The sequence below is a fragment of the Streptomyces sp. NPDC050287 genome (assembly GCF_044459385.1).
Lineage (GTDB): Bacteria > Actinomycetota > Actinomycetes > Streptomycetales > Streptomycetaceae > Streptomyces.
Genome location: NZ_JBITIY010000009.1, coordinates 332,920 through 354,925 on the forward strand (window position 1 = coordinate 332,920; position 22,006 = coordinate 354,925).

Sequence of the window (22,006 nt, forward strand, 5' to 3'; positions counted from 1 at the left end):
GAAGGGGCAAATCCAGGAATAACCTACGGCACTATCGGAATCGGCATCGGGACGGGGCCCACGGGACTGGTCGGAGTGAATGGACTGTTTGACCAATCATGGAGTTCGACGTTCCTGTGCCACCAATCGGCAAAGGAATTCAGCAACCCCAGGGACGATCCGCCGCCAGCCACAGTGGCTGCCGGAACAAGGTCCGGCTTCGGCTGGTACAGCGGACGAGTCTTGACCCACTCCGGACGTTTGCCGCTGATCGGGACCGGCGAGGGCATGGCCGACGGCGAGGGAGTCGCGGTCACACGTGGCGTGGGTACCGGATCATCGTCGTCCTCGCTCACGGTGTAGGTGATGATGCCTCCCGTCGCGGATTTGGCTGTGATCATCTTGTTGGGATTACTGAGGCTCGGTGTGGGACCGAGTTCGGGAACGATGTCAGCGCCCGCCACAACGATTCGGTTGTCCCCGGAAGCCGCCAGCATCTCCTGAAGCTGCTCGATGTACCTCGCCAACTGAGCGGGACCTGCTGCCTCAGCCGGGCCGCCGGCCTGCTTCACTTCCCAGACCTCGACCCGGTCTTTGCCCCAGCGGACGATGTCGGCCCAGCCGTACTCGCCGTTCCCCTTGGCCGATCCTCCATCGATCCGCACTTCGTTGTCGAAGTCGTCGCCCGGGTAGTGGGACTTGAGCCAGGTGGTCGCCATCACGACTGCCGTGTCGTGGTTCCCGCTGAGGTCCTTGTACCACGGCTCTTCGGCGTCGGCTTCTTGGTTCCGGCCGACCGTGGTGGCGTTGCAGCCCTCGACGCCCGCACACAGGGCATCAACCGATGTATGACCGTCGAGTTCAATGCCCGAAATCGGATTTCCGCCCGTGAAGGCGTAGCGGTTCCCGGTGAAGGGGTCTGCGCCGAGGTTCATGTCCGCCAGGGCGCCGCTGTACATGTCCCGGGTGGTGAACCGGTTGAGCCCCGGGTCGTAGTTCCGGAAGCCCATGTCGTAGGTACCGGACTGGGCGTCCCACCGCTTGGCGTTGAACCGGTAGGGGTTGTAGGCCTCCTTGGTCGGGTCCGTTGTGCTCGGCTTGTCGATGCCGGTGAACTCGGAGGTGTCGTCCTTGCCGTAGGCGGTGTAACCGTACGTCGCCTTGGCGTCGCCGTTGTTGTCCGTGAGGGTCTCGACGTCGGTATGGCCGTTGTAGCCGTAGTAGCCGTCCTCGGTCGTGCCGTCGCTGTTGTACTTGATCTGCGACAGGCGCTGGCCCCACGGGCTGTACTGGTACGACTTGGTCAGGGTGCCGGCGACCTTCTCGTCCAGGACCTCACTGGAGAGGCCCAGGTACTCGAAGTCCGTCGTCTTGCCGTCCGCCGTCTTGGAGGCGGTGCGGTCGAGCGGGTCGTAGGTGTACGTGGTCGACTTCAGCGCGCCCGTGGAGTCCGCCTGCTGGGACTCGATGACGTGGTCGAAGCCGTCGTACACGCTCCGCGAGATGATCTTTCCGCCGGAGGTGACCGATTCCTGGCGGCCGAACGGGTCGTAGTTGTGGTTCGCCGTCAAACCGCCGACGATGCCGGCGCTCAGCAGGCGGTTGCGGTCGTAGGTGTAGTTGGTCGTGGTGCCGCCCACGGTCTGGCTGATGACGTTGGCGTTGTTGTCGTGGACGTACGTCTCGGTGCCCGCACCGTTGCCCGTCTTCACCGCCTTCGTCAGGCGGCTGGCCGGGTCGTAGGTGTAGTCCGTGGTGGACGACAGGTACGCCGCGTGGTTGTCGGCGTTCATCTTCTGCGCCACGTCCTGCGCCTTGTTCCCGTTGGGGTCGTAGGCGTAGGTGTGCGAGGCGACGAGGGTGCCGCCCGCCTTCTTCTCCGTCGTGGCCTTGAGGGCCGCGTCCAGGTAGTAGGTGTAGTCGACGGTGTTGCCGTTGGCCTTGGTCTCCTTCAGCTTCTGGCTGCGGTCGGTGTACGTGTACGACGTCACCTTCGGGCTCGCGTCCGTCGCGGACTTGCCGACCGAGACAGTCTTGACCATTTCGCGCAGGTCGTAGGTGTACTTGGAGAACTGGTCGGGGTGAGTGATCGTGTCCGGCTGGCCGTTGGCGTCGTAGGTGTACGACGTCGCCTTCTTCTGCTGGCCGAGCAGCGACTCGGTGACCTTCTGGACCTGGTTCAGGCCCGTGTAGGCGACCGTGTAGGCGTCGATCTTCGCGCCGGACGACGTGTCATCGATCTTGGTGAGGTTGGCGTTGGCGTCGTAGGTGTAGGCGAAGGTCTTCTTCTCGTTGTCGACCTCGGTGGTGGTGTCACGCACCAGCTTCACCGCGTCGGCGACGACCGTGCCGGCGCTGTTCTGGAACAGCTGGAGCTTGGCGTCGTTGCCCTGCTTGAAGCTGTACGAGCCGAGCGAGACCCAGGTGCCGGTGCCCGCGTTCTGGTCGAGGGTCTTGTCGGTCGTGGTGTTCTGACCTTGCGCGTCCTTGTGCGTGACGGTGTACTTCGCCGCGGTGGCGGCGCCGGTCACCTTCGGGAACTTCACATAGGCGGCATAGGTGCCGTCCTTGGGAATGTTCAGCGTCCAGGTGAAGGCATCCGTGCCCGTGCCCGCCGCGTGCGTGGCGTGGTTGTAGCCCTGCTGCCCGGTGATGTCTGCCTTGGTCCAGGTGCCGGTGGAGGAGGTGTTCTGGGTGTCGGAGTTGTCGACCAGCACCACCGCGCTACCGACCGGCACACCGTCGTCCGAACGCGACTTGAGTTTGCCGTCCGGGTAGTACGACCACGACATGGTGCGGTTCGAGGAACCGCCCGCCGACGTCAGCGTCCGGGCCGTCTGCTCGCCCAGCTCGGTGTAGTCGTAGGTGGTGGTGATGTCCCACGGATCCGTCGCGGACTTCACCCAGCCGTTGTCGAAGTAGCCGTAGGTGGTGTCGTTGCGGACCGTCTGGCCCTCCGACGGCGGCAGCGAGGTCTTGGAGACCCTGCCCACCGCGTCGTAGAACGTCTGGGTGTAGACGTTCGGGTTGTTGTAGCGGGCGTCGCCCGAGCTCGGGTCGTACGGCTGGTACTGCTTGACCGGCCGGTTCAGCGCGTCGTACTCGGTGCGCCCGGTGAAGTCGTCAGCCGTGGCCGTCGCCGTGCCACGCGGCGTGATCACCTTGGTGGTGTTGCCGACCTGGTCGTACTCGTACTTCGTCGTGTTGTAGGTGATCGGCGCGGTGCCCGAGTGCGGGACCTGCACCTGAGTGGCCTTGCCGCGCTCGTCGTACGTGATGAGCGTGGTGTTGTTCTCGGGATCCGTTGCGGAGACGACCAGGCCGTCCTTGTCGTAGGCCTTCTTCGTCGTCTTGCCGGCCGCGTCCGTGACTGACGTGACCCGGTGGTCCAGGTCGTAGGCCGTCTTGGCGGTGTAGTCGGTGGTGGCCGTCGTCGCGTTCTTCTTGGGGTCGATGACCGTGACGACGTTGCCGACGTTGTCGTACTCGTAGCTGATCTTGTCGCCGATGGCGTTCACCACCGACGTCAGCTGGTAGATCGGGTTGTAGGTGTTCGTCGTGACGTAGTCCGTCGCATCCGACGTCGTCAGCGTGCCCTTGGGCTCCGTCGTCGTCTTGAGGTTGCCGGCCTTGTCGTACGTGTAGGTCGTCACCCGGTCGTCCGACGTGGAGGTGTCCTTGGGCGCCGTGGCCGAGGTGACCTGGTCCGCGGCGTCGTACACCGCCGTTGACACCGCACCGTTCGGCGCCGTTGACTTCGTGACGTTGTCGTTCGCGTCGTACTCCTGCGCCGGGGTCGTGATCAGCACGCCCGCCGCCTGGTCCTTGGGCACCGACTTGACCAGCGGACGCCCGAACGTGTCGTACGTCTGCGTGGTCACCTTCTGATTGGCGTCGGTGACCTGCTTGACCTGGCCGCGCTCGTCGTACACGAACGACGTGGACTTGCTCAGCGCGTCGGTGATCGTGGCCGGATAGCCGGTCGGGCCGAAGCCGCTGTAGTTGGTCGCGTTGGTGTTCGCGTCCGTGGCCTTGGTCAGCTCACCGTAGGCGTCGTAGGTGTACGACGTGGTGTAGTCGCCGGCGACCGTGGTGGTCGCGACGCCCTTGGGGTCGGTGACCGTCTTCAGGTTGCCGAAGCTGTCGTAGCCGAACTGCCAGGCGCGGCCCTCGGGGGAGGTCTTGCGGAACAGGTCGGCCGAGTAGCCGTCCGCGCGCGTCTGGTACTCGTACTTCGACGCGTTCGCCGGCCACTTGGTGGTGTCCGCCACGCAGGTGGTCGTCTGGTCCGGGACTCCGGACTTGTTGTTCTCCGCGTCCCGCTGCCAGAGCGGGTAGCCCGTCTTCTGGTCGTAGCAGAACGCGGTCTTGGCCCCGTTGGTCTCCTCCAGGTACGTGACGTTGTTGTCCGCGTCCCACGACATCTTCGTCGCCTCGGACTTGGCGTTCGTGTTCTGCACCGGGCGGCCGAAGTCGTCCGTGACGTACTGCGTCGCGTGCGTCTCGGGGTCGGTGACCGTGGTGTCGGTGAACTTCGTGTTCGTGGTGTCCGCCGCATACGCGAAACCCGTATCACCGTTCAGACGGTCCGTGATGGTCTTGGTCCACCAGTGGTACTTCGGGTCGTCACCCGTCTGCGGCGCGTAGTACGCCAGCCGCGTGTCGTGGCCGCGCGGGTCCGTGGCCTTGACCAGCTTGACGTTCTTGTTGCCCTGGGTGGCGTCGTAGGTGAACTTGAAGACCTTCGGCTGGCTGGAGCCGTCACCGTCGGTGAACTGACCGAGCAGGCCCTTGTCCGTGTAGAAGAAGGAGACCTTGCGGCCCGAGATGTCGCTGACCGACTTCACGTGGTCGTAGATCTTCGAGTTCGTCAGGTTCGAACCCGTGACCTTGGCGCCCGTGGCGTCGATGTAGTCGTACGACGCGTCGCCCTTCTTGTAGTAGTCGACCGTGAGCGACTTACGGCCCGCCGGGTCGGTGACGTACGTCAGGAACTTGGTCGGTTTGTTGTTGGACCTGCGCTCCTCGTACGTGTACGTCTGCGTGTTGCCGTTCTTGTCGACGATCGACGTCAGGTAGCCGTCGCAGCCGAAGAAGAAGCGCGTGCCGTCCGGGCGCAGGAGTGTCCAGGCGTCCGGGACCGGGTCCTTGTCCGGGGTGCAGTCCAGGCCCGTCTTCATGGTGATCTTGTAGTGGACGCCGGCCGGGGCCTTCCAGCTGCCGTCGGCCTGCTTGGTGAAGACGTGCGTGGTGCCGTCGCCGTCGGGCAGGCGGATCTCCGTGGCGTTGGCGTTCGGGTTGGGGTGGAAGTCCAGCGGGGCGCCCAGGCGGATGGGGCCCGCCAGCTGCGCCGACCAGCCCGCGCCCGAGACGGTGTCGCTCGTGTCCAGCGAGTTGTACGAGAATCTCGCGAAGGTCGTCAGACCGCGGCCGGGGTTGCTGAACGCGTTGTACGACCAGACGCTGTTGCCCGAGGCGACGTTGTTCATCACCGTGGAGCCGGCGCCGGTGTTCTTGCCGGTGTAGGAGTAGAACTTCTCCAGGCCGAGGCTGTTGGATGTGGGGTCCTCCACCGCCACATTCTGCTTCAGGGACGGGGTGCCGCCGGTTCCGGCGGACAGCCAGCTGCCGTCGGAGACCTTCCTGATGTCCCAGCCGAGGACGTAGTCCGTGCGCTTGTTGCCGGAGTCCGAGTTGATCGGCGTCTTGACCTGTGCCTGGATCGTCGCCGACTGGCCCGGTGACAGGGCCGGGATGGCGGTGGAGAGCTGGTTGCCGCCGGTCGTCACGTCCGTGTCGTCCGGGAGCTTCCAGGTGTACGACAGCTGCCGCTCACCGCTCGCCCAGGCCGAGCTCGTGGTGTTGGTGACCGTGAAGTTCACCGTGTACGCCGAGTTCGGGGTCATGCGGGCCGGGGTCTGCGGCGCGTAGTACGTGTCCTCGGTCGTGGAGTCGACGTAGATCACACGCAGCAGCGGGCCGATCTGCTGGTCGGACGTCTCCGAGGCGAGGAACACGGTCCGTTCCTGGGGACCCGTGGTGCTCTCGTCCTTGAGCTTGATCAGCGCGCCCTTGTTGGACGTCGGGGTCTTCACCCAGCCCTGAGTGAGCGACGTGGCGTCCCACCAGTGCCGGCCCACCTCCGAGACCGAGGCGACGGTGTCGGAAACGGTCGAGGAGAAGTCACCGCCGGCCGCCGTCCACGCGGTCGAGGAGGTCGCGTTGTTCCAGGTGGTCGTCGTCTCGTCGAAGTCCTTGTTCAGGCCGTGGAGTTCGTAGATCGCGCCGTTGGTGTCGGTGGTGGTCTCCGCGCCCCACAGGAACAGCCGGGACTCCAGCACCGTGGCGGTGGCGGGCAGAGCGCTCGTGGGGAACTTCATCACGGCGCGGGTCTTGCCGTAGGTCGGCGAGTTGTTGCCCACCGTCATCCACGTCTGGCCCGCGCCGGCCGACTGGATGGCGTCCTGGTTGGTCGTCGGCTGGGTGGAGGACAGCGTCGAGTCGGTGGCGCCTGCCGCGGTGCCCTGGATCAGCCGCATGGTGCGGCCCGCCTTCGGCACGCCGACGATGCGGGTCGGTGAGCCGAGCAGCTGGCCGTCCACCGTCCTGACCACGATCTGGTAGTAGTACGACCGCCCGATCTCCGCCGCCGACGAGTCGGGCGTCGGTGTCGCCGTGGTGTCCGTGTACGTGGTCGCGTTCTTGTCGATCGGGGCCACCAGGGTGGCCGCGGACGGGGTGAACGCCTGCTGCGTGGAGCGGTGCAGCTGGTACTCGGCGATGTTCAGGTCCGCATCGCCGGTGGTGTTGGAGTACGCCTTCCACGACAGCTCCGGGCCGGTGGAGTGGATCACCGTGGGTGAGTTCAGCTCGGTGCCGACCTTGCCGTAGGTCACCGTCAGCCGGGGGATCGTGGAGGTTTCGCCGCCGTAGTCGCCGTCGCCGGACTCGTAGCGGGGGCCGCCGAGGGGATTGTTCGCCTCGTCGGTCGCCTTCAGCACGAATCCGTTGTTCGTGGCGGTGCCGTCGACCCACTTCTGCACCGTGTCGCCGACCGGGAAGCTGTGCCAGCGGTTGTACTGCCCCGCAGACTTGGTGATCTTCGCCGGGTCGACCAGGCGCACCGCGTCCGCGATCAAGGCCTGGCTGGTCGCCACGGACGTGTCCTTGAGCTCGACCTTGTAGGCGCCGCCCTTGTTGAAGCTGAGCTCGTTGGTGTCGCCGCCCAGCGAGGTCCACACGCCGCCCGTGCCGGTGGTCTGGTTGACGGTGTAGGTGCTGGTCGCCCCGCCGGCCGCGGTCACCGTGTAGGGGGCGTTGGTGGCCCGGTTGGCGCCCTGCACATAGTGCGCGTCCACCCGGTAGCTGGCCGTCTCGGGCACGCGCACCGGCCAGGTGAACTTGTCACCGGTGAGCGAGTCGAGGTTGGAGCGGAAGGTGTCGCCGACCGCGTTCGTGGTCGCGCCCGAGGTCGGCCAGGCGCCGACCGCCGCCGTGCCCGCGTCCTCGTCGTCGACCTGCACCGTCGTCGCGGACTGCTCGCCCACCAGACTGCTGGTGTTGGACCAGGTCGCCGTCGTCTCGTCCCAGGCTCCGGTGGCCCGGTACACGCCGATCTGAGTGTTGGTTGTGGCGGTGGTGTGCGCCTGGTCGAAGTACATCTCCAGCCGCGCCGAGTCGATTTTCGTGCCCGAGGGGATCTCGTCCAGCGGGAACTTGATCAGCGAGCGGGAGTTCGCCGTGGCGGAGGTGCGGCCCGCCGACAGTTTCCACGTGGTGTTGAAGTTCGTCGACGGCTGATCCGACAGCACCATCGTGTCCTGGGACTGCGACGGTGACGGCGCGATCGTGATCGTCGGGTCGATCACCACCGGGTACTGGCGGTCCTTCGCCGCCAGCCACTTCGCGTCCGGCGTGACCGTCAGCTTCCAGGACTTGCCGTCCCTGTTCAGCTTCTGGGTGACCTTGGTGCTGTAGGTACGGCCGAAGACGGAGGAGTCCGCCTTCTTCGCGTCCGTCATGTACGGCGCGGGGATCACCATCACGGGGGTGTGCGGCAGCTCCCCGTACAACGCGATGGAGCCGTCCTTGCGCGCCTTCGGTATCAGCCCGTCGGTGTCCAGCGTGAACGTGAACTGCACCGGCCCGTTGGGGCGTTCGGCGAGGGTGATGTTTTCCTTCACCCGGCCCGGGCCCACCACATACTGCAGGTCAGCGCTCTGCGCCGCGTCCTTGTAGGTGACCGTGGAACCGTTCGCCGCCGGCTTCAGCGCACCGGCCGCGCCGTCAAGGCCGAGGGTGACCGAACGACCGTCCGGCGACTGGAAACGCACCAGCCGGTCCGCCTCGGTGCCGAACCAGCTCCGCCCCTCGTTCGTCGTGTTGGCGAACTCGAAACCCTTCGCCTCCGACGCCCGGACCGTCGTGTCGACCGGCTTCCAGGAAGCCTGCTTACCCGACCCGGAAAGATACGACGTCGGCACCGCAGACAATTCTGCTTCGATACGCCCGTCCGACATCTGCCAGAACCGTGCGTTTGCCGTACGTTTACCTGTCAGTTCCCTGACACGCTTCGCCTTCGGATCGCTCTTGGGCCAGGAAACCTTCCCCCGGTCCGCCACCCCCAATTCATCATGGGACGGTGGATCGTCCAGCGCTCCGCTATCATCGCCGTCATCCGCGAACCAGCCCTTGACGGTGTCGATAATGCCCTTGTCGTCACCGTCATCAGCGGGCGCCGCATACGCGACCTGGGGCAACGCGGTGCTGGTCACCGCGGCTACCACCAGGCACGCCATCAGCCTGCCCAGTCTGGGTCTCACGCCAAGCCTTTCCTCGTGCGTCATGGCATAAACATGCCGCCGGAAAATCAACCTCACCCACGGGAATGCGAGCACATGGGCAGGGGTGCCGGGTTTCTAGTCATTCCGGTGACGCAATGTCAAGCGTTCGGACAATACGGACTATTGACCTGGAGTGGGCCGCCGTATGCCCGATATTTCCCCTCGCTGGCCTTCGACCGACTGCGTCGTGTATAACCCCGCTCGGTTGAATCCCGGGCAGTCGGCATTTCGAAGGGAAGTATTCATGGGCGGCACAACACGGAAATCCGAAAAACCACGGCCGGAGACCGAAGAGCCCGACACGCCGACCGGCCCGGAACCGGTCGCGGCCATGCGGTCGCTCTGCCGGCGCGCGGACCGCTCGGGCCTGATCGTGGCCGGCGCGGCACTGGCCGCCTGCGGGGGGCTCGTTCTCTACGGGGTCCTCGACCCTGGTGCGAACGCCAAGAAGTCGGAACACCGCACTCCTACCGCCTCGGTCACCTACGAGGTGTCCGGCCAGGGCACTGCCGACATCACCTTCCAGGCCCGCAGCGAGGCGGGAAAGGCCACCGCCGTCAAAGCCGCCGCCCTGCCCTGGCGCAAGACGGTCGACGTTCCCCTCGGCCAGGCCCCGACCGTGAGCATCACCCTCGGCGAGAACGGCGGGCAGGCCCGCTGCACCCTGGCGATCGGCGGCCGCTACGTCCAAAGCGCCACTGCCAGCGGCACGTTCGGCCGCGCCACCTGCACCGGCGCCCTGCCCACCCCACCCGCGACCGCGAGCTGAGCTCGCCCTCCCCCCTCTCTCAAGGAGTTCCACGTGTACGCCCTTCCCCGGAAGGTTCTGATCGGCGCCGCAGTTCTCAGCACCCTCACCGTGACCTCCGCCTGCGGCGGGCCGGACGACCAACAGGCCGCGGCCTCCGACTCGGTCGAGATGCCGCAGTCGAACGACCCCTCCACCGACGCCTCCGGTAACGCGTCGCCCAGCGCCTCCGGATCCCCCTCCGCCAGCCCCTCGACCGCCGCCTCCAGCCGGGTGTCCACCTCCACCTCGCCCTCGCCCTCGGCATCCGCTTCCGCATCGGTCGGTGACGCGAAGGGGGCCGGACAGTCAGCCAGCAGCACGGGATCGCGGACGGGTTCCGGCGACACGGGATCCGCCGCACAGGCCCCCGCTGCCCCCGACTTCCCGGTGCCCGTCGAGACCGGCGACGCCACCCAGCTGATCACCGTCAAAGCGAGCGGGTCCTACGCCACCGTCACCGCCTGGGCCAAGGGATCAACGGGCTGGAAGGCGCAGTTCAGCACCAGCACCGGCCGGGTCGGCTCCAACGGCGTGACGGACGGGGCCACCCGTCGGCAGAGCACGTACACCACCCCTACCGGCACCTACACCCTCACCGAGGGCTTCGGCAACGAGGCGGGCGGCACTTCCATGCCGTACCACCGGGTGACGAACGACGACTGGTGGGTCGAGGACCCCGAGTCGAAGTTCTACAACTCCATGCACGGCGAAGCCGGCGCCGACTTCCCCCTCACCGAGTCCGGCGACCGAGGCAGCGAGCATCTCATCAACTACCCAACCCAGTACGCCAAGGCCCTCGTCATCAACTTCAACCGCTGGCCCGCCACCCCCGGCCGCGGCGCCGGCATCTTCATCCACGTAAACGGCAACGGCGCCACCGCCGGCTGTGTCTCCGTGCCCCGGGCCACCATGGACCGCATCATGGGCTGGATCACGCCCTCCGCCCACCCTCGGATCGCCATCGGCTGAGCGTCGCCAACCATCGCCGCCCGCTGTCCACCAGGGCTGGTGGGCCTCTGGGCCCGGGCAACCGCCGCACCCAGCGTCAGATCGCCGGCCGACGCGCGCTGAGCGCGCCCTCCCTTGCCCGTCGGCATCGACGACAGCGGCCCGGACGCCCACCCGGCGGTGATCACCGGCTACAAGGCCGCCCGGAACCGCCCGCTCACCCGCGGTCAGAAACCTTCCAACACGGCGCTGGCCGCAATTCGCCTGCCTTCATCGGCGGCGATGTGCTCATCGGCGATGCACGCAAGTCCGGCTACGTGGCTCAGTGCACCTCCGGTCTCGCGGCATACGACTCGGGGGGTGAGGGGTACCTCATCCCAGCGGACCACTGCTTCCCGAAAGGCTCCGACGTGACCGGCGAAGGGGACGCGGTGGGCGACTTCGGCTACACCCCAGGCCACCACATCGGCTACGTGGAGGGCAGCGCCAACGGCGCCATCCCGGCGGAGACGTCGCTGTACGACGCGGAACTCGTCGACGTCGGTTACGGGGCCGACCAGTATGTGAACTCCGACGAAGCCGACCAGCCGTCCGGCAGGTGGTACCCGGTCACCTCCTCCGCCTATTGATGCACGCCGGGCACATCGTCGGACGGCAGAACCCGCCGACCTCCAACACCGTCGATGGCAGGCCCGCCGAGATGCGTCCCATCGGCCAGCACCCATACGTCTCGTCCCTGACCGTCGACCAGTTGTGCGCTCGAACGAACTGGACCCAGATCAAGTCGCACCCCGAGCAGTACCGCGTCGAGATCGTCATGTCCCGGCAGCCGACGAGCGGTCCGCGGACAGTTCCACCTGCCACACACCTGCCAGATCCCTTGACGACTGCCACAGCGCAACTCAGTGGCTGACCAAGGCAGAACGACCGGTCACGCCCGTGCGCGCCGCCGCGCATGGGCATACTCGGCCGCCCGGCCGCCGGGTCGGGAGCCGTTGCAGCGGCCTCCGCCTCGGCCCGGCACCCTCCCCGCGATTCCGGCGGCGTCCCCGCACAGCGACGGATCGTAGGCAGCGTCTCGCGGCAGGCGCAGCAGAACCCGGGAACCGCCCCAGCCACCCAGTCAGGCGATCTTCACCATGGACACCCGCCGCTGCCCGCCCAGCGGGCCGACGACCTGCCCGTCAGCTCCCGCTTGCGCACCGCCCAGGAAGCCGCATCATGCGCCCACCCTTGCCGGGACCGCACGGCGAGATCACCGGCGGCCAGCGAGCCCAGGAACATCCCGACCTCACGCAGCACCGCCGCATCCACCGCCGACACCCGCAACCGGTCCCGCACCGCAACCCCGGCCGGCCGGGCACCACGAACGGCGCCGCCAACTCCCGCAGCCCACCCACCCGTCCCACCCCCCAACGGCTCGAAGATCCCCGTCACCGCTATCAACGAGCACCACCCCAACAGGTCACCCGTTCGCCCCAAGAACTCCCGTTCCCCCGGAAAACCAGCCCAGAACACCCGCTGAACCCCGACCACCGCCCCGCACCACCACCCCGGGAGTTCCGCATACCGAACATGAACTCCCGGACAACGAACGACTTCCGGCCAACTTCCTGACGCGGCCCTGACAGAAACCGCGATCTGCTGCCACTCTTCCCACGGCTGCTCCACAGCAACCTCACAGATTCCGCCGCTGTGGCACGGCCGAGCTCCCGCACGAGGTTTTCCGCACCGCCCCTGCTCTGCCCGGACGGCCCACCCGCCGACCGGTCTCCCCTGGCCGCGCGACCCGCGGCCACGCAGAAGGAGTCAGTGTTGAGAAGTTCCTCCCACAGACGCACCCCCCGCACCCCCCACACCCGCACCGCCCAGCGCAGGGCCGCCGCCGTCGCCCTGGTCGGCGTCTCCGCCCTGATCGCCGCGGCCGTCCAGTCGGGCGCCGCCACCGCCGCCCCCGCGAAGGCCCCGTCGGCCGCCGGCAAGGTCCTCCCGGGCGCCGAGTCGGTGAAGCTGACCCCCGCCCAGCGTGCCGAGCTGATCCGCCGGGCCGACTCCGCCAAGGCGAGGACCGCCAAGGACCTGGGCCTGGGCGCCAAGGAGAAGCTGGTCGTCCGGGACGTCCTCAAGGACGGCGACGGCACGCTCCACACCCGCTACGAGCGCACCTACGACGGCCTGCCCGTCCTCGGCGGCGACCTGGTCGTCGAGAGTACGAAGGCCGACGCGACCGAGGCGGTCGTCAAGGCCACCCGGGCCGCCATCGCACCGGCGACCACCACGGCGAAGCTGTCCGCGGCGACGGCCGAGACGCAGGCCCTCAAGGCCGCGCGGGCCGAGAAGGCCAAGAGCCCCGACGTCAACCGCGCCCCGCGCAAGGTGATCTGGGCGGCCGACGGCAAGCCGACCCTGGCGTACGAGACGGTCGTCGGCGGCTTCCAGCACGACGGCACTCCTCAGGAGCTGCACGTCGTCACGGACGCGGCGACCGGCGCGAAGCTGTACGAGTGGGAGGCCATCGAGACCGGCACCGGCAACACGGTGTACTCGGGCACGGTCAACCTGACCACCACGCAGTCCGGGTCGACGTACAACCTCACCGACGGCGCGCGCGGCGGGCACAAGACGTACAACCTCAACCGGGGCACCTCCGGCACCGGCACGCTCTTCTCCGGGCCCGACGACGTCTGGGGCAACGGCAGCGCCTCGAACGCGGAGTCGGCGGGCGCGGACGCGCACTACGGCGCCCAGCTCACCTGGGACTACTACAAGAACGTGCACGGGCGCAGCGGTATCCGCGGCGACGGGGTGGGCGCGTACTCGCGGGTCCACTACGGCAACAACTACGTGAACGCGTTCTGGGACGACTCCTGCTTCTGCATGACCTACGGCGACGGCTCGGGCAACGCGAACCCGCTGACGTCGATCGACGTGGCCGCGCACGAGATGACGCACGGGCTCACGTCCAACACGGCCGGCCTCAACTACAGCGGTGAGTCCGGCGGTCTGAACGAGGCCACGTCCGACATCTTCGGGTCGACGGTCGAGTTCTACGCCAACAACTCCTCCGACGTCGGTGACTACCTCATCGGCGAGGAGATCGACATCAACGGCGACGGCACCCCGTTGCGCTACATGGACAAGCCGAGCAAGGACGGCGCGTCCAAGGACAGCTGGTACTCCGGCATCGGCTCGGTGGACGTGCACTACTCCTCGGGCCCGGCGAACCACTTCTTCTACCTGCTGAGCGAGGGCAGCGGCACCAAGACCATCAACGGTGTCACCTACAACTCGCCCACCGCGGACGGTCTTCCGGTCACCGGCATCGGCCGGGACAAGGCGGAGAAGATCTGGTTCCGCGCGCTGACGACGAAGTTCACCTCGACCACCAACTACGCGGCGGCCCGCACCGGCACCCTCGCGGCGACGGGTGAGCTGTACGGCACCACGAGCGCCGAGTACAAGGCGGTGCAGGACGCCTGGGCGGGCGTCGCGGTCGGTGCGCGCTCGGGCGGCGGCGGGGGTGGCGGTACCTCCTTCGAGAACGCGGCCGACGTATCGATTCCGGACAACGGGGCGGCGGTCACGTCGTCGATCACGGTCTCCGGGCGGACGGGCAACGCGCCCTCGAACCTCGCTGTCGCGGTCGACATCGTGCACACCTACATCGGTGACCTTCAGGTGCAGCTGGTCGCCCCCGACGGGACGGCGTACACGCTGAAGGCGTACGGCACCGGCGGGAGCGCGGACAACATCAACACCACCTACACGGTGAACGCGTCCTCCGAAGTCGCCAACGGAACCTGGAAGTTGAGGGTCCAGGACAACGCGGCCCAGGACACCGGCTACATCAACAGCTGGAAGCTCACCTTCCCGTAGGCCCCAGGCCTTCGCGAGCCTCGAAGACAGGGCGCCGCACCCGGTGGTCCAACTCCCGGGCGCGGCGCCCTCGTTCACACTCCCGAAACATTTACCGGACGGTCGACTTTCGGCCAACATCACATCAGGGTCCTGACATGTACGCGGCACCAATGTCACTCTTCCCTCAACCGCCGCACAACTTCCCAGCAACCCCCCACTCCAAGGAGTTTGTGTGACCTCCCTCTACGCGCGTCACAAGCGTTCGACCCTGGCCATCGCGACCGCCGTCGCCGCCGGAGCCCTGCTGACCACCGGCCTGACCACCGGCTCCTCAGCCGCCGCCGAGACCACGGCGGACACCGGCAGAGCCACCCTCGCGGCCGCCCCGCTCCAGCTGTCCGCGTCCGCCCGCACCTCGCTCATCCAGGAGCAGCAGGCCGACGCCGCCGGCACGGCCCAGGACATAGGCCTCGGCGCCAAGGAGAAGCTGGTCGTCAAGGACGTCGTGAAGGACGCCGACGGCTCGGTCCACACCCGCTACGAGCGCACCTACGCGGGTCTGCCGGTCCTCGGCGGCGACCTCGTCGTCCACCAGTCGCCCAGCGGCGCCACCAAGAGCGTGACCAAGGCGACCAAGGCGGCCATCAAGGTCGCCTCCGTGACGCCGAAGCTCGCCCCGGCCAAGGCGGAGAAGCAGGCCCTGACCGCCGCGCAGGCCGCCGGCTCGGAGAAGACCGCCGCCGACCAGGCCCCGCGCAAGGTGATCTGGGCCGGGAACGGCACCCCCGTCCTCGCCTACGAGACCGTCGTCGGCGGCCTCCAGGACGACGGCACCCCGAACGAGCTGCACGTCGTCACCGACGCGGCCACCGGCAAGAAGCTCTACGAGTACCAGGGCATCGAGACCGGCACCGGCAAGAGCCTCTACTCGGGCACGGTCACCCTCGGCACGACCAAGTCGGGCACGACGTACAACCTGACGGACGGCACGCGCGGCGGCCACAAGACGTACAACAAGTCGCACGGCACCAGCTCGTCGGCCGGCACCCTGTTCACGGACGCGGACGACACCTGGGGCACCGGCACGGCCTCCAGCTCGGCCACGGACCAGACCGCCGCCGTCGACGCCGCCTACGGCGCGCAGGAGACGTGGGACTTCTACAAGTCGACGTTCGGCCGCAGCGGCATCAAGAACAACGGCGTGGCCGCCTACTCCCGCGTCCACTACGGCAACGCGTACGTCAACGCGTTCTGGGACGACAGCTGCTTCTGCATGACGTACGGCGACGGCGAGGGCAACGTCAACCCGCTGACCTCGCTGGACGTGGCCGGCCACGAGATGAGCCACGGCGTCACCTCGAACACCGCGGGCCTCAACTACAGCGGCGAGTCCGGCGGCCTGAACGAGGCGACCTCCGACATCTTCGGCACCGGCGTGGAGTTCTACGCCAACAACCCCAACGACGTCGGCGACTACCTCATCGGCGAGGAGATCGACATCAACGGGGACGGCACCCCGCTGCGCTACATGGACAAGCCCAGCAAGGACGGCGGCTCGGCGGACTCCTGGTCCTCCACCGTCGGCAACAAGGACGTGCACTACTCGTCGGGCGTCGCTAACCACTTCTTCTACCTCCTCTCGGAGGGCAGCGGCGCGAAGACGATCAACGGCGTGTCCTACAACTCGCCGACGTCCAACGGCTCCACGGTCACCGGCATCGGCCGCGCCAAGGCCCTGCAGATCTGGTACAAGGCGCTGACCACGTACTTCACCTCCACCACCAACTACAAGGCGGCCCGCACCGGCACACTCTCGGCGGCCAGCGCCCTCTACGGCTCCACCAGCACCGAGTACAAGGCGGTCGCCGCGGCCTGGTCCGCGGTCAACGTCAGCTGACTGTCAGGCAGTTGACAGCACCGTGACAGGGCGGCACCCGGAACGAGAGCGTTCCCGGGTGCCGCCCTACTCTTGGGACCCATGTCCTTCACGTACGACGACGTCGGCGCGACCCGGGAGGCCGGCTTCTGCCCGCCCGGCTTCCACCCCATGCATGTGCGCACCCGTATCGGGGAGGGCGAAGAGGTCTTCCGCAGAGCCTCCGAAGCGGTCCTCACCTGGGAGATGCACCGGGAGCTCGGCGTGGGCGTCGACGCGAGCGCTGACCGGGCCGCCCCCGACGTCGACGTCACCGTCACCCTCGCCGGCCTGATCAAGGCGCCCTGCCGCGTCGTCTGGACGGTCGAGGAACCTCGCCGCGCCGGCTGGGCGTACGGCACACTCACCGGTCACCCGGAGAGCGGCGAGGAGTCCTTCGTCGTGGACCGCACCGGCGACGGCACGGTCTGGCTGACCGTGTCCGCCTTCAGCCGCGCCGCCAAGTGGTACTCCCGCGCGGGCGGCCCGGCGACCCGGGGACTGCAGCACGCGTACGCCCGGCGGTGCGGGGCGGTACTGCGCAGGCTGTGCGCCCCGGTGGAGAGGATCTGAGCCGGCGCCGCTCACAGAGACCTGAGGTGCCCTGATGAGTCCCTGAAGCGACGCCGGTCAGTGCCTCCCGGACCGGCTCACCTCAGCAGCACCCCCGCCGCCTCCACCACCTCCTCCGACGGCAGCGCGACCAGTCCGGGTTCGGCGCTGGACGCGAGCAGGCGGTGGGCGGGCAGGACGCGGACCGTGTAGCCGTAGGGGCCCGTCCGGTCCAGGGACAGCGGGCCCTCGTAGGCCCACCGTCCCTCGGGGTCGGGGCCGCCCGCCGGTTTCAGCGGGACGGCCGTGGCATCGGTGATGCGGTCCTCCTCGTCCACCCGGCCGGAGACCGCCTGCACCTCGACGTCGTCGGGACCGAGGTCGCCGAGTGCGACCCGCACCCGCAGGCCGAGGGTGGTGCCGAGTTCCGCGGTGGCCGTGGCGGCGGTCGTCTCCACGTGGTCGACGGCGACACCGTGCCAGGCCGCGCGCAGCCGGGCCTTCCACTCGGCGATCTCGCGCGCGGAGTCCGGGTCGGTGGTGCGGTGGGCGTGGGCGGCCGGGGCGTACAGCCGTTCGACGTACTCGCGGACCATGCGGCCCGCCAGCACCTTCGGACCGAGCAGGGTGAGGGTCTGGCGGACCATCTCGATCCACCGGTCGGGCAGGCCCTCCTGTCCGCGCTCGTAGAAGCGGGGGGTCACCCGCTGTTCGAGCAGGTCGTAGAGGGCGGCGGCCTCGATGTCGTCGCGCCGGTCGGGGTCGGTGCCCACGCCGTCGGCGGTGGGGATCGCCCAGCCGAAGTCGGGCTGGAACCACTCGTCCCACCAGCCGTCCAGGACGGAGAGGTTGAGGCAGCCGTTGAGCGCGGCCTTCATCCCGCTGGTCCCGCACGCCTCCAGCGGCCTGAGCGGGTTGTTGAGCCAGATGTCGCAGCCCGGGTAGAGCTTCTGCGCCATCGCCATGCCGTAGTCCGGCAGGAACACCAGCCGGTGCCGCACCCGCGGATCGTCCGAGAAGCGCACCAGCTCCTGCACCAGCCGCTTGCCCCCGTCGTCCGCGGGGTGCGCCTTCCCGGCGACGACGATCTGGATCGGCCGCTCCGGATGCAGCAGCAGGTCCATCAGCCGGTCGCGGTCGCGCAGCATCAGCGTCAGCCGCTTGTACGACGGGACACGCCGCGCGAACCCGATGGTGAGCACGTCGGGATCGAGCACGCCGTCGATCCAGCCCAGCTCGGCCGTCCCCGCGCCGCGCTGCCGCCAGGAGGCGCGCAGCCGCTCCCGCACCTCCGTCACCAGCTGCTCGCGCAGATTGCGGCGCAGCTCCCAGATGTCCTGGTCGGTGATGTCCCCGACCGCGTCCCAGCGATCCGACCCGCCGACGGTCAGCGCGTCCTCGGTGCGCTGGGCCCCCACCTGCCGGGCCCCGAGCCGGAACACCTCCGGGGCGACCCAGGTCGGGGCGTGCACCCCGTTGGTCACGGAGGTGATCGGCACCTCCTCGGGGTCGAATCCCGGCCACAGGCCCGAGAACATCTCCCGGCTGACCTTGCCGTGCAGCAGGGAGACGCCGTTGGCGCGCTGGGCCAGGCGCAGGCCCATCACGGCCATGTTGAACAGGTTGGGTTCGCCGCCGGGGTAGGTCTCCATGCCCAGCTGCAGGACGCGTCCGACGTCGATGCGGGGCAGCTCGGCGTCGGGGCCGAAGTGGCGGGCGACCAGTTCCCGGTCGAAGCGGTCGATGCCGGCCGGGACGGGGGTGTGGGTGGTGAAGACGGTCCCGGCCCGCACGGCTTCGAGCGCGGAGTCGAAGTCCAGCCCCTCGGAGCAGAGTTCGGCGATCCGTTCCAGGCCGAGGAAGCCGGCGTGGCCCTCGTTGGTGTGGAACACCTCGGGCTCGGGGTGCCCGGTGAGCCGGCAGTACGTCCGTACGGCCCGCACTCCTCCTATGCCGAGCAGCATCTCCTGGAGCAGCCGGTGCTCGCTGCCGCCGCCGTAGAGCCGGTCGGTCACCCCGCGCTCGCCGAGGTCGTTCTCCTCGACGTCGGAGTCCAGCATCAGCAGCGGTACCCGGCCGACCTGGGCCAGCCAGATCCGGGCCCGCAGCTGCTTGCCGCCGGGCAGGGCGAGACAGACGTCGGCCGGGGTGCCGTCGGCCTCCCGCAGCGGGGCGACGGGCAGTTCGTGGGGGTCGAGCACCGGATAGTGCTCCTGCTGCCAGCCGTCCCGGGACAGGGTCTGCCGGAAGTATCCGTGCCGGTACAGCAGGCCGACCCCGATGAGCGGTACGCCGAGGTCGCTGGCCGCCTTGAGATGGTCGCCGGCGAGGATGCCGAGGCCGCCGGAGTACTGGGGCAGGGCGGCCGTGATGCCGAACTCCGGGGAGAAGTAGGCGACGGCGGCCGGGAGTTCGGCGGTCTGGGTCTGGTACCAGCGGTCGCCGGTCACATAGTCGTTCAGATCGTCGGCGACCGCGGTGAGCCGGCGCAGGAAGCGCCGGTCCTCGGCGAGCTCGGCGAGCCGCGCGGGACGCACGCTGCCGAGCAGCCGTACCGGGTCGCCACCTGAGGCGGCCCAGCGTTCCGGATCGACGGACTGGAAGAGGTCGCGTGTCTCGGCGTGCCAGGACCAGCGCAGATTCCGCGCCAGATCACTGAGTGGCCGGAGCGGTTCGGGGAGAACGGGACGGACGGTGAATCGACGGATCGCCTTCACTTGCCACCTCGACGCGTTCGCTGGAGGACGCACGACACTGTGCGCAGCGTTCTTCAAACGGTACCGGCGTTTGTGCCCCTCTCGCTGGGCGTCCCGCTCCCCGTGTTCCCCGCTGTCGGCCCGAGGAACCGTGTCCTGGGACCCCGGACGGGCCGCCGACGCGGACGGGCCCGATATGGCCGGTTCCACACCCTCAGGCGTTCTTGTGGTGCTTCGCGCCGCACGAGAGGCTCTCCAGTGGCGTCCGGGCCCGGGAACCGCCCAGCGCGTGGACCGCGGCTGCCGGACGCCGACCGAGGAGGGGGAAAACAGCCATGGCACGGACGCGAAGGCGGCGTCTGCGCGTGGCGGGGGGTCTGACCGCGGTGACCTGTGCCGCGGCTCTTTCGGCGATCACCCTGCCCGCGCACGCCGCACCTCAGGGGCCGATATCCGGCGCCGGACAGCCCGGCTCCGTCGGCGGAAGTTACCTGGTGACACTCAAGGGGGGAACGAAGGCCCCGTCGGCGGCCGGAAAGGGCCTCGCCGAGAAGTACGGGGCACGAATCAGCCATACCTACGGCACGGTGCTGAACGGCTACGCGATCCGGGCCGACGAGAGACAGGCCCGGCTCCTCGCGGCGGACCCGCGGGTCGCCTCGGTCGTCCAGGACAGCCGGGTGAGCCTGGACGGGGTGCAGGAGAACCCGCCGTCGTGGGGCCTGGACCGGCTCGACCAGGCCCGTCTGCCGCTGGACGGGACGTACACCTCGCCGGACTCGGGGGGCTCCGGGGTGACCGTGTACGTGATCGACACCGGTGTCCGGATCGGCCACCAGGACTTCGGCGGGCGGGCGAGCGACGGCTGGGACTTCGTCGACGGTGACCGCGGCGCGGGTGACGGCAACGGACACGGCACCCATGTCGCCGCCACCGTCGCCGGCACCCGGTACGGGGTCGCCAAGAAGGCCCGGGTCGTCTCCGTGCGTGTCCTCGACGACGCCGGCGCGGGCACCACGGCCCGGGTCATCGCGGGCATCGACTGGGTGACGGAACACGCCAGGAAACCGGCGGTCGCCAACCTCAGCCTGGGCGGCGCCCGCAACGCCCAACTGGACGCCGCCGTCCGCGCCTCGATCAGGTCCGGAGTGACGTACACGGTGGCGGCGGGCAACGACGGGCTGCCGGCCTCCCGCTACTCCCCCGCCGACGTGAAGGAGGCGGTCACGGTGGGTGCCACCGGCCCCGGGGACGCGAAACCGGCCTTCTCCAACTTCGGCCCGGCCCTCGATCTTTTCGCCCCGGGCGTGTCGATCACCTCGGCGTCACACAGCGGCAACACCGGGCGGGCAACATATTCGGGTACGTCGATGGCGGCGCCGCACGCGGCCGGCGCGGCGGCGCTGTATCTCGCGGATCATCGCGGGGCCACCCCCGCGCAGGTCGGCAAGGCACTGGTCTCCCAGGCGGTATCCGGCAAGGTGTCCGGCCGGGGTCTCGGTTCGCCGGACAAATTACTGCACGTGACGCGCTGACGCGGGGCACGTCCGGTACCGGCCCCGTTCGGCCAGAACGGGGCCGGTCTTGTGTGCAGACATACGCGTGAGTAGTTAGCAAAGTGCCGGATTGCCCACCCGAATAGGGTGGGAAGGCTCCTCCGGTACACCCCGCAGGTACCACACCGGCACGCCTCAGGGATGCCCCGCAGGACCCACCTCCCCACAGACATCCGCCCATCAACGTTGACGCGGACAGGAGCGGTCATGCCCGCCACGCACCACTCGTCAGCACCCCCGACTTCGAGCACCGAGGCGTATCCCGTACGCCCGGTCGACAGCGGCCCGCCGGCTGCGGAGCCACCCTCCGCGAGCGACGGCACGGCCGTCGGGCGCATACCCGTCCTCGACGTCCGCCCGGTCATCCAGCACGGCCGCAGGCCGGCCAAGGCGGTGACCGGAGAGTCGTTCGAGATCTCGGCCACCGTGTTCCGCGAAGGCCACGACGCGGTCGCCGCGAACGTCGTACTGAAAGACCCCGAAGGCCGCCCGGGCCCCTGGACGCCCATGCGGGAGCTGGCCCCCGGCTCCGACCGCTGGGGCGCCACCGTCACCGCCGGGGAGCCCGGCCGGTGGACGTACACCGTGGAGGCCTGGGGCGATCCCGTCAGCACCTGGCGCCACCACGCCCAGATCAAGATCCCGGCGGGGATGGACACGGAGCTGGTCCTGGAGGACGGCGCGCGTCTGCACGCGCGCGCGGCCGAGGGGGCCCCCGAGGACGCGCGGAAGGTCCTCCTCGCCGCCGTCGAGGCCCTGCGGGACGAGAGCCGCCCCGTCGCGGCCCGGCTGGCGGCGGCGTTGACGCCGGAGGTGGACGCGGTGCTGTCGCGGCATCCGCTGCGGGAGCTGGTCACCGCCTCGGAGAC

At 68.8% G+C, this 22,006-nt stretch carries 10 protein-coding genes and 1 pseudogene; 8 read left to right on the forward strand and 3 right to left on the reverse strand.

What is annotated here, in order from left to right; all coding sequences use genetic code 11:
• Positions 1–23: 23 nt before the first annotated feature.
• Positions 24–8,777: a DNRLRE domain-containing protein gene (locus ACIBK3_RS31255; RefSeq protein ID WP_399370778.1), complete on the reverse strand. Its 8,754-nt coding sequence runs from the start codon at positions 8,775–8,777 to the stop codon at positions 24–26.
• Between the two features lie 289 nt (positions 8,778–9,066).
• Here ACIBK3_RS31255 and ACIBK3_RS31260 point away from each other — a divergent pair, with 289 nt between their 5' ends.
• From ACIBK3_RS31260 to ACIBK3_RS31270, 3 genes are all read left to right on the forward strand, one after another.
• Positions 9,067–9,591: a hypothetical protein gene (locus ACIBK3_RS31260; RefSeq protein WP_399370761.1), complete on the forward strand. Its 525-nt coding sequence runs from the start codon at positions 9,067–9,069 to the stop codon at positions 9,589–9,591.
• A gap of 33 nt (positions 9,592–9,624) precedes the next feature.
• Positions 9,625–10,581 carry a L,D-transpeptidase family protein gene (locus tag ACIBK3_RS31265; protein WP_399370762.1) on the forward strand — a complete coding sequence of 319 codons (957 nt, stop codon included), beginning with the start codon at positions 9,625–9,627 and terminating at the stop codon, positions 10,579–10,581.
• Positions 10,582–10,970: 389 nt separating this feature from the next.
• Positions 10,971–11,189 (forward strand): hypothetical protein, encoded by a 219-nt coding sequence (locus tag ACIBK3_RS31270; RefSeq protein ID WP_399370763.1) that lies wholly within the window; start codon positions 10,971–10,973, stop codon positions 11,187–11,189.
• Between the two features lie 523 nt (positions 11,190–11,712).
• On the opposite strand, the pseudogene ACIBK3_RS31275 reads toward ACIBK3_RS31270, so the two are convergent.
• Positions 11,713–11,960, reverse strand: a pseudogene (locus ACIBK3_RS31275) (IS200/IS605 family accessory protein TnpB-related protein); the annotation flags it as partial.
• A 412-nt stretch (positions 11,961–12,372) separates the two neighbouring features.
• Here ACIBK3_RS31275 and ACIBK3_RS31280 point away from each other — a divergent pair.
• From ACIBK3_RS31280 to ACIBK3_RS31290, 3 genes are all read left to right on the forward strand, one after another.
• The gene (locus tag ACIBK3_RS31280; RefSeq protein ID WP_399370764.1) at positions 12,373–14,436 is read left to right on the forward strand and encodes a M4 family metallopeptidase; all 2,064 of its coding nucleotides are present in this window, start codon (positions 12,373–12,375) and stop codon (positions 14,434–14,436) included.
• 214 nt (positions 14,437–14,650) lie between these two features.
• On the forward strand, positions 14,651–16,315 hold the full coding sequence (locus ACIBK3_RS31285) for a M4 family metallopeptidase (RefSeq protein WP_399370765.1): 1,665 nt from the start codon (positions 14,651–14,653) through the stop codon (positions 16,313–16,315).
• An 81-nt stretch (positions 16,316–16,396) separates the two neighbouring features.
• Positions 16,397–16,906: a DUF1990 family protein gene (locus ACIBK3_RS31290; protein WP_399370766.1), complete on the forward strand. Its 510-nt coding sequence runs from the start codon at positions 16,397–16,399 to the stop codon at positions 16,904–16,906.
• A 77-nt stretch (positions 16,907–16,983) separates the two neighbouring features.
• Here the strand turns inward: ACIBK3_RS31290 and ACIBK3_RS31295 are convergent, their stop codons facing one another.
• Positions 16,984–19,602: a glycosyltransferase family 1 protein gene (locus tag ACIBK3_RS31295; RefSeq protein ID WP_399370767.1), complete on the reverse strand. Its 2,619-nt coding sequence runs from the start codon at positions 19,600–19,602 to the stop codon at positions 16,984–16,986.
• A gap of 314 nt (positions 19,603–19,916) precedes the next feature.
• Between ACIBK3_RS31295 and ACIBK3_RS31300 the strand changes: the two genes are divergently transcribed.
• On the forward strand, positions 19,917–21,116 hold the full coding sequence (locus ACIBK3_RS31300; RefSeq protein ID WP_399370768.1) for a S8 family peptidase: 1,200 nt from the start codon (positions 19,917–19,919) through the stop codon (positions 21,114–21,116).
• 228 nt (positions 21,117–21,344) lie between these two features.
• A partial coding sequence (locus ACIBK3_RS31305) for a maltotransferase domain-containing protein (RefSeq protein ID WP_399370769.1) occupies positions 21,345–22,006 on the forward strand: 662 nt, incomplete at its 3' end.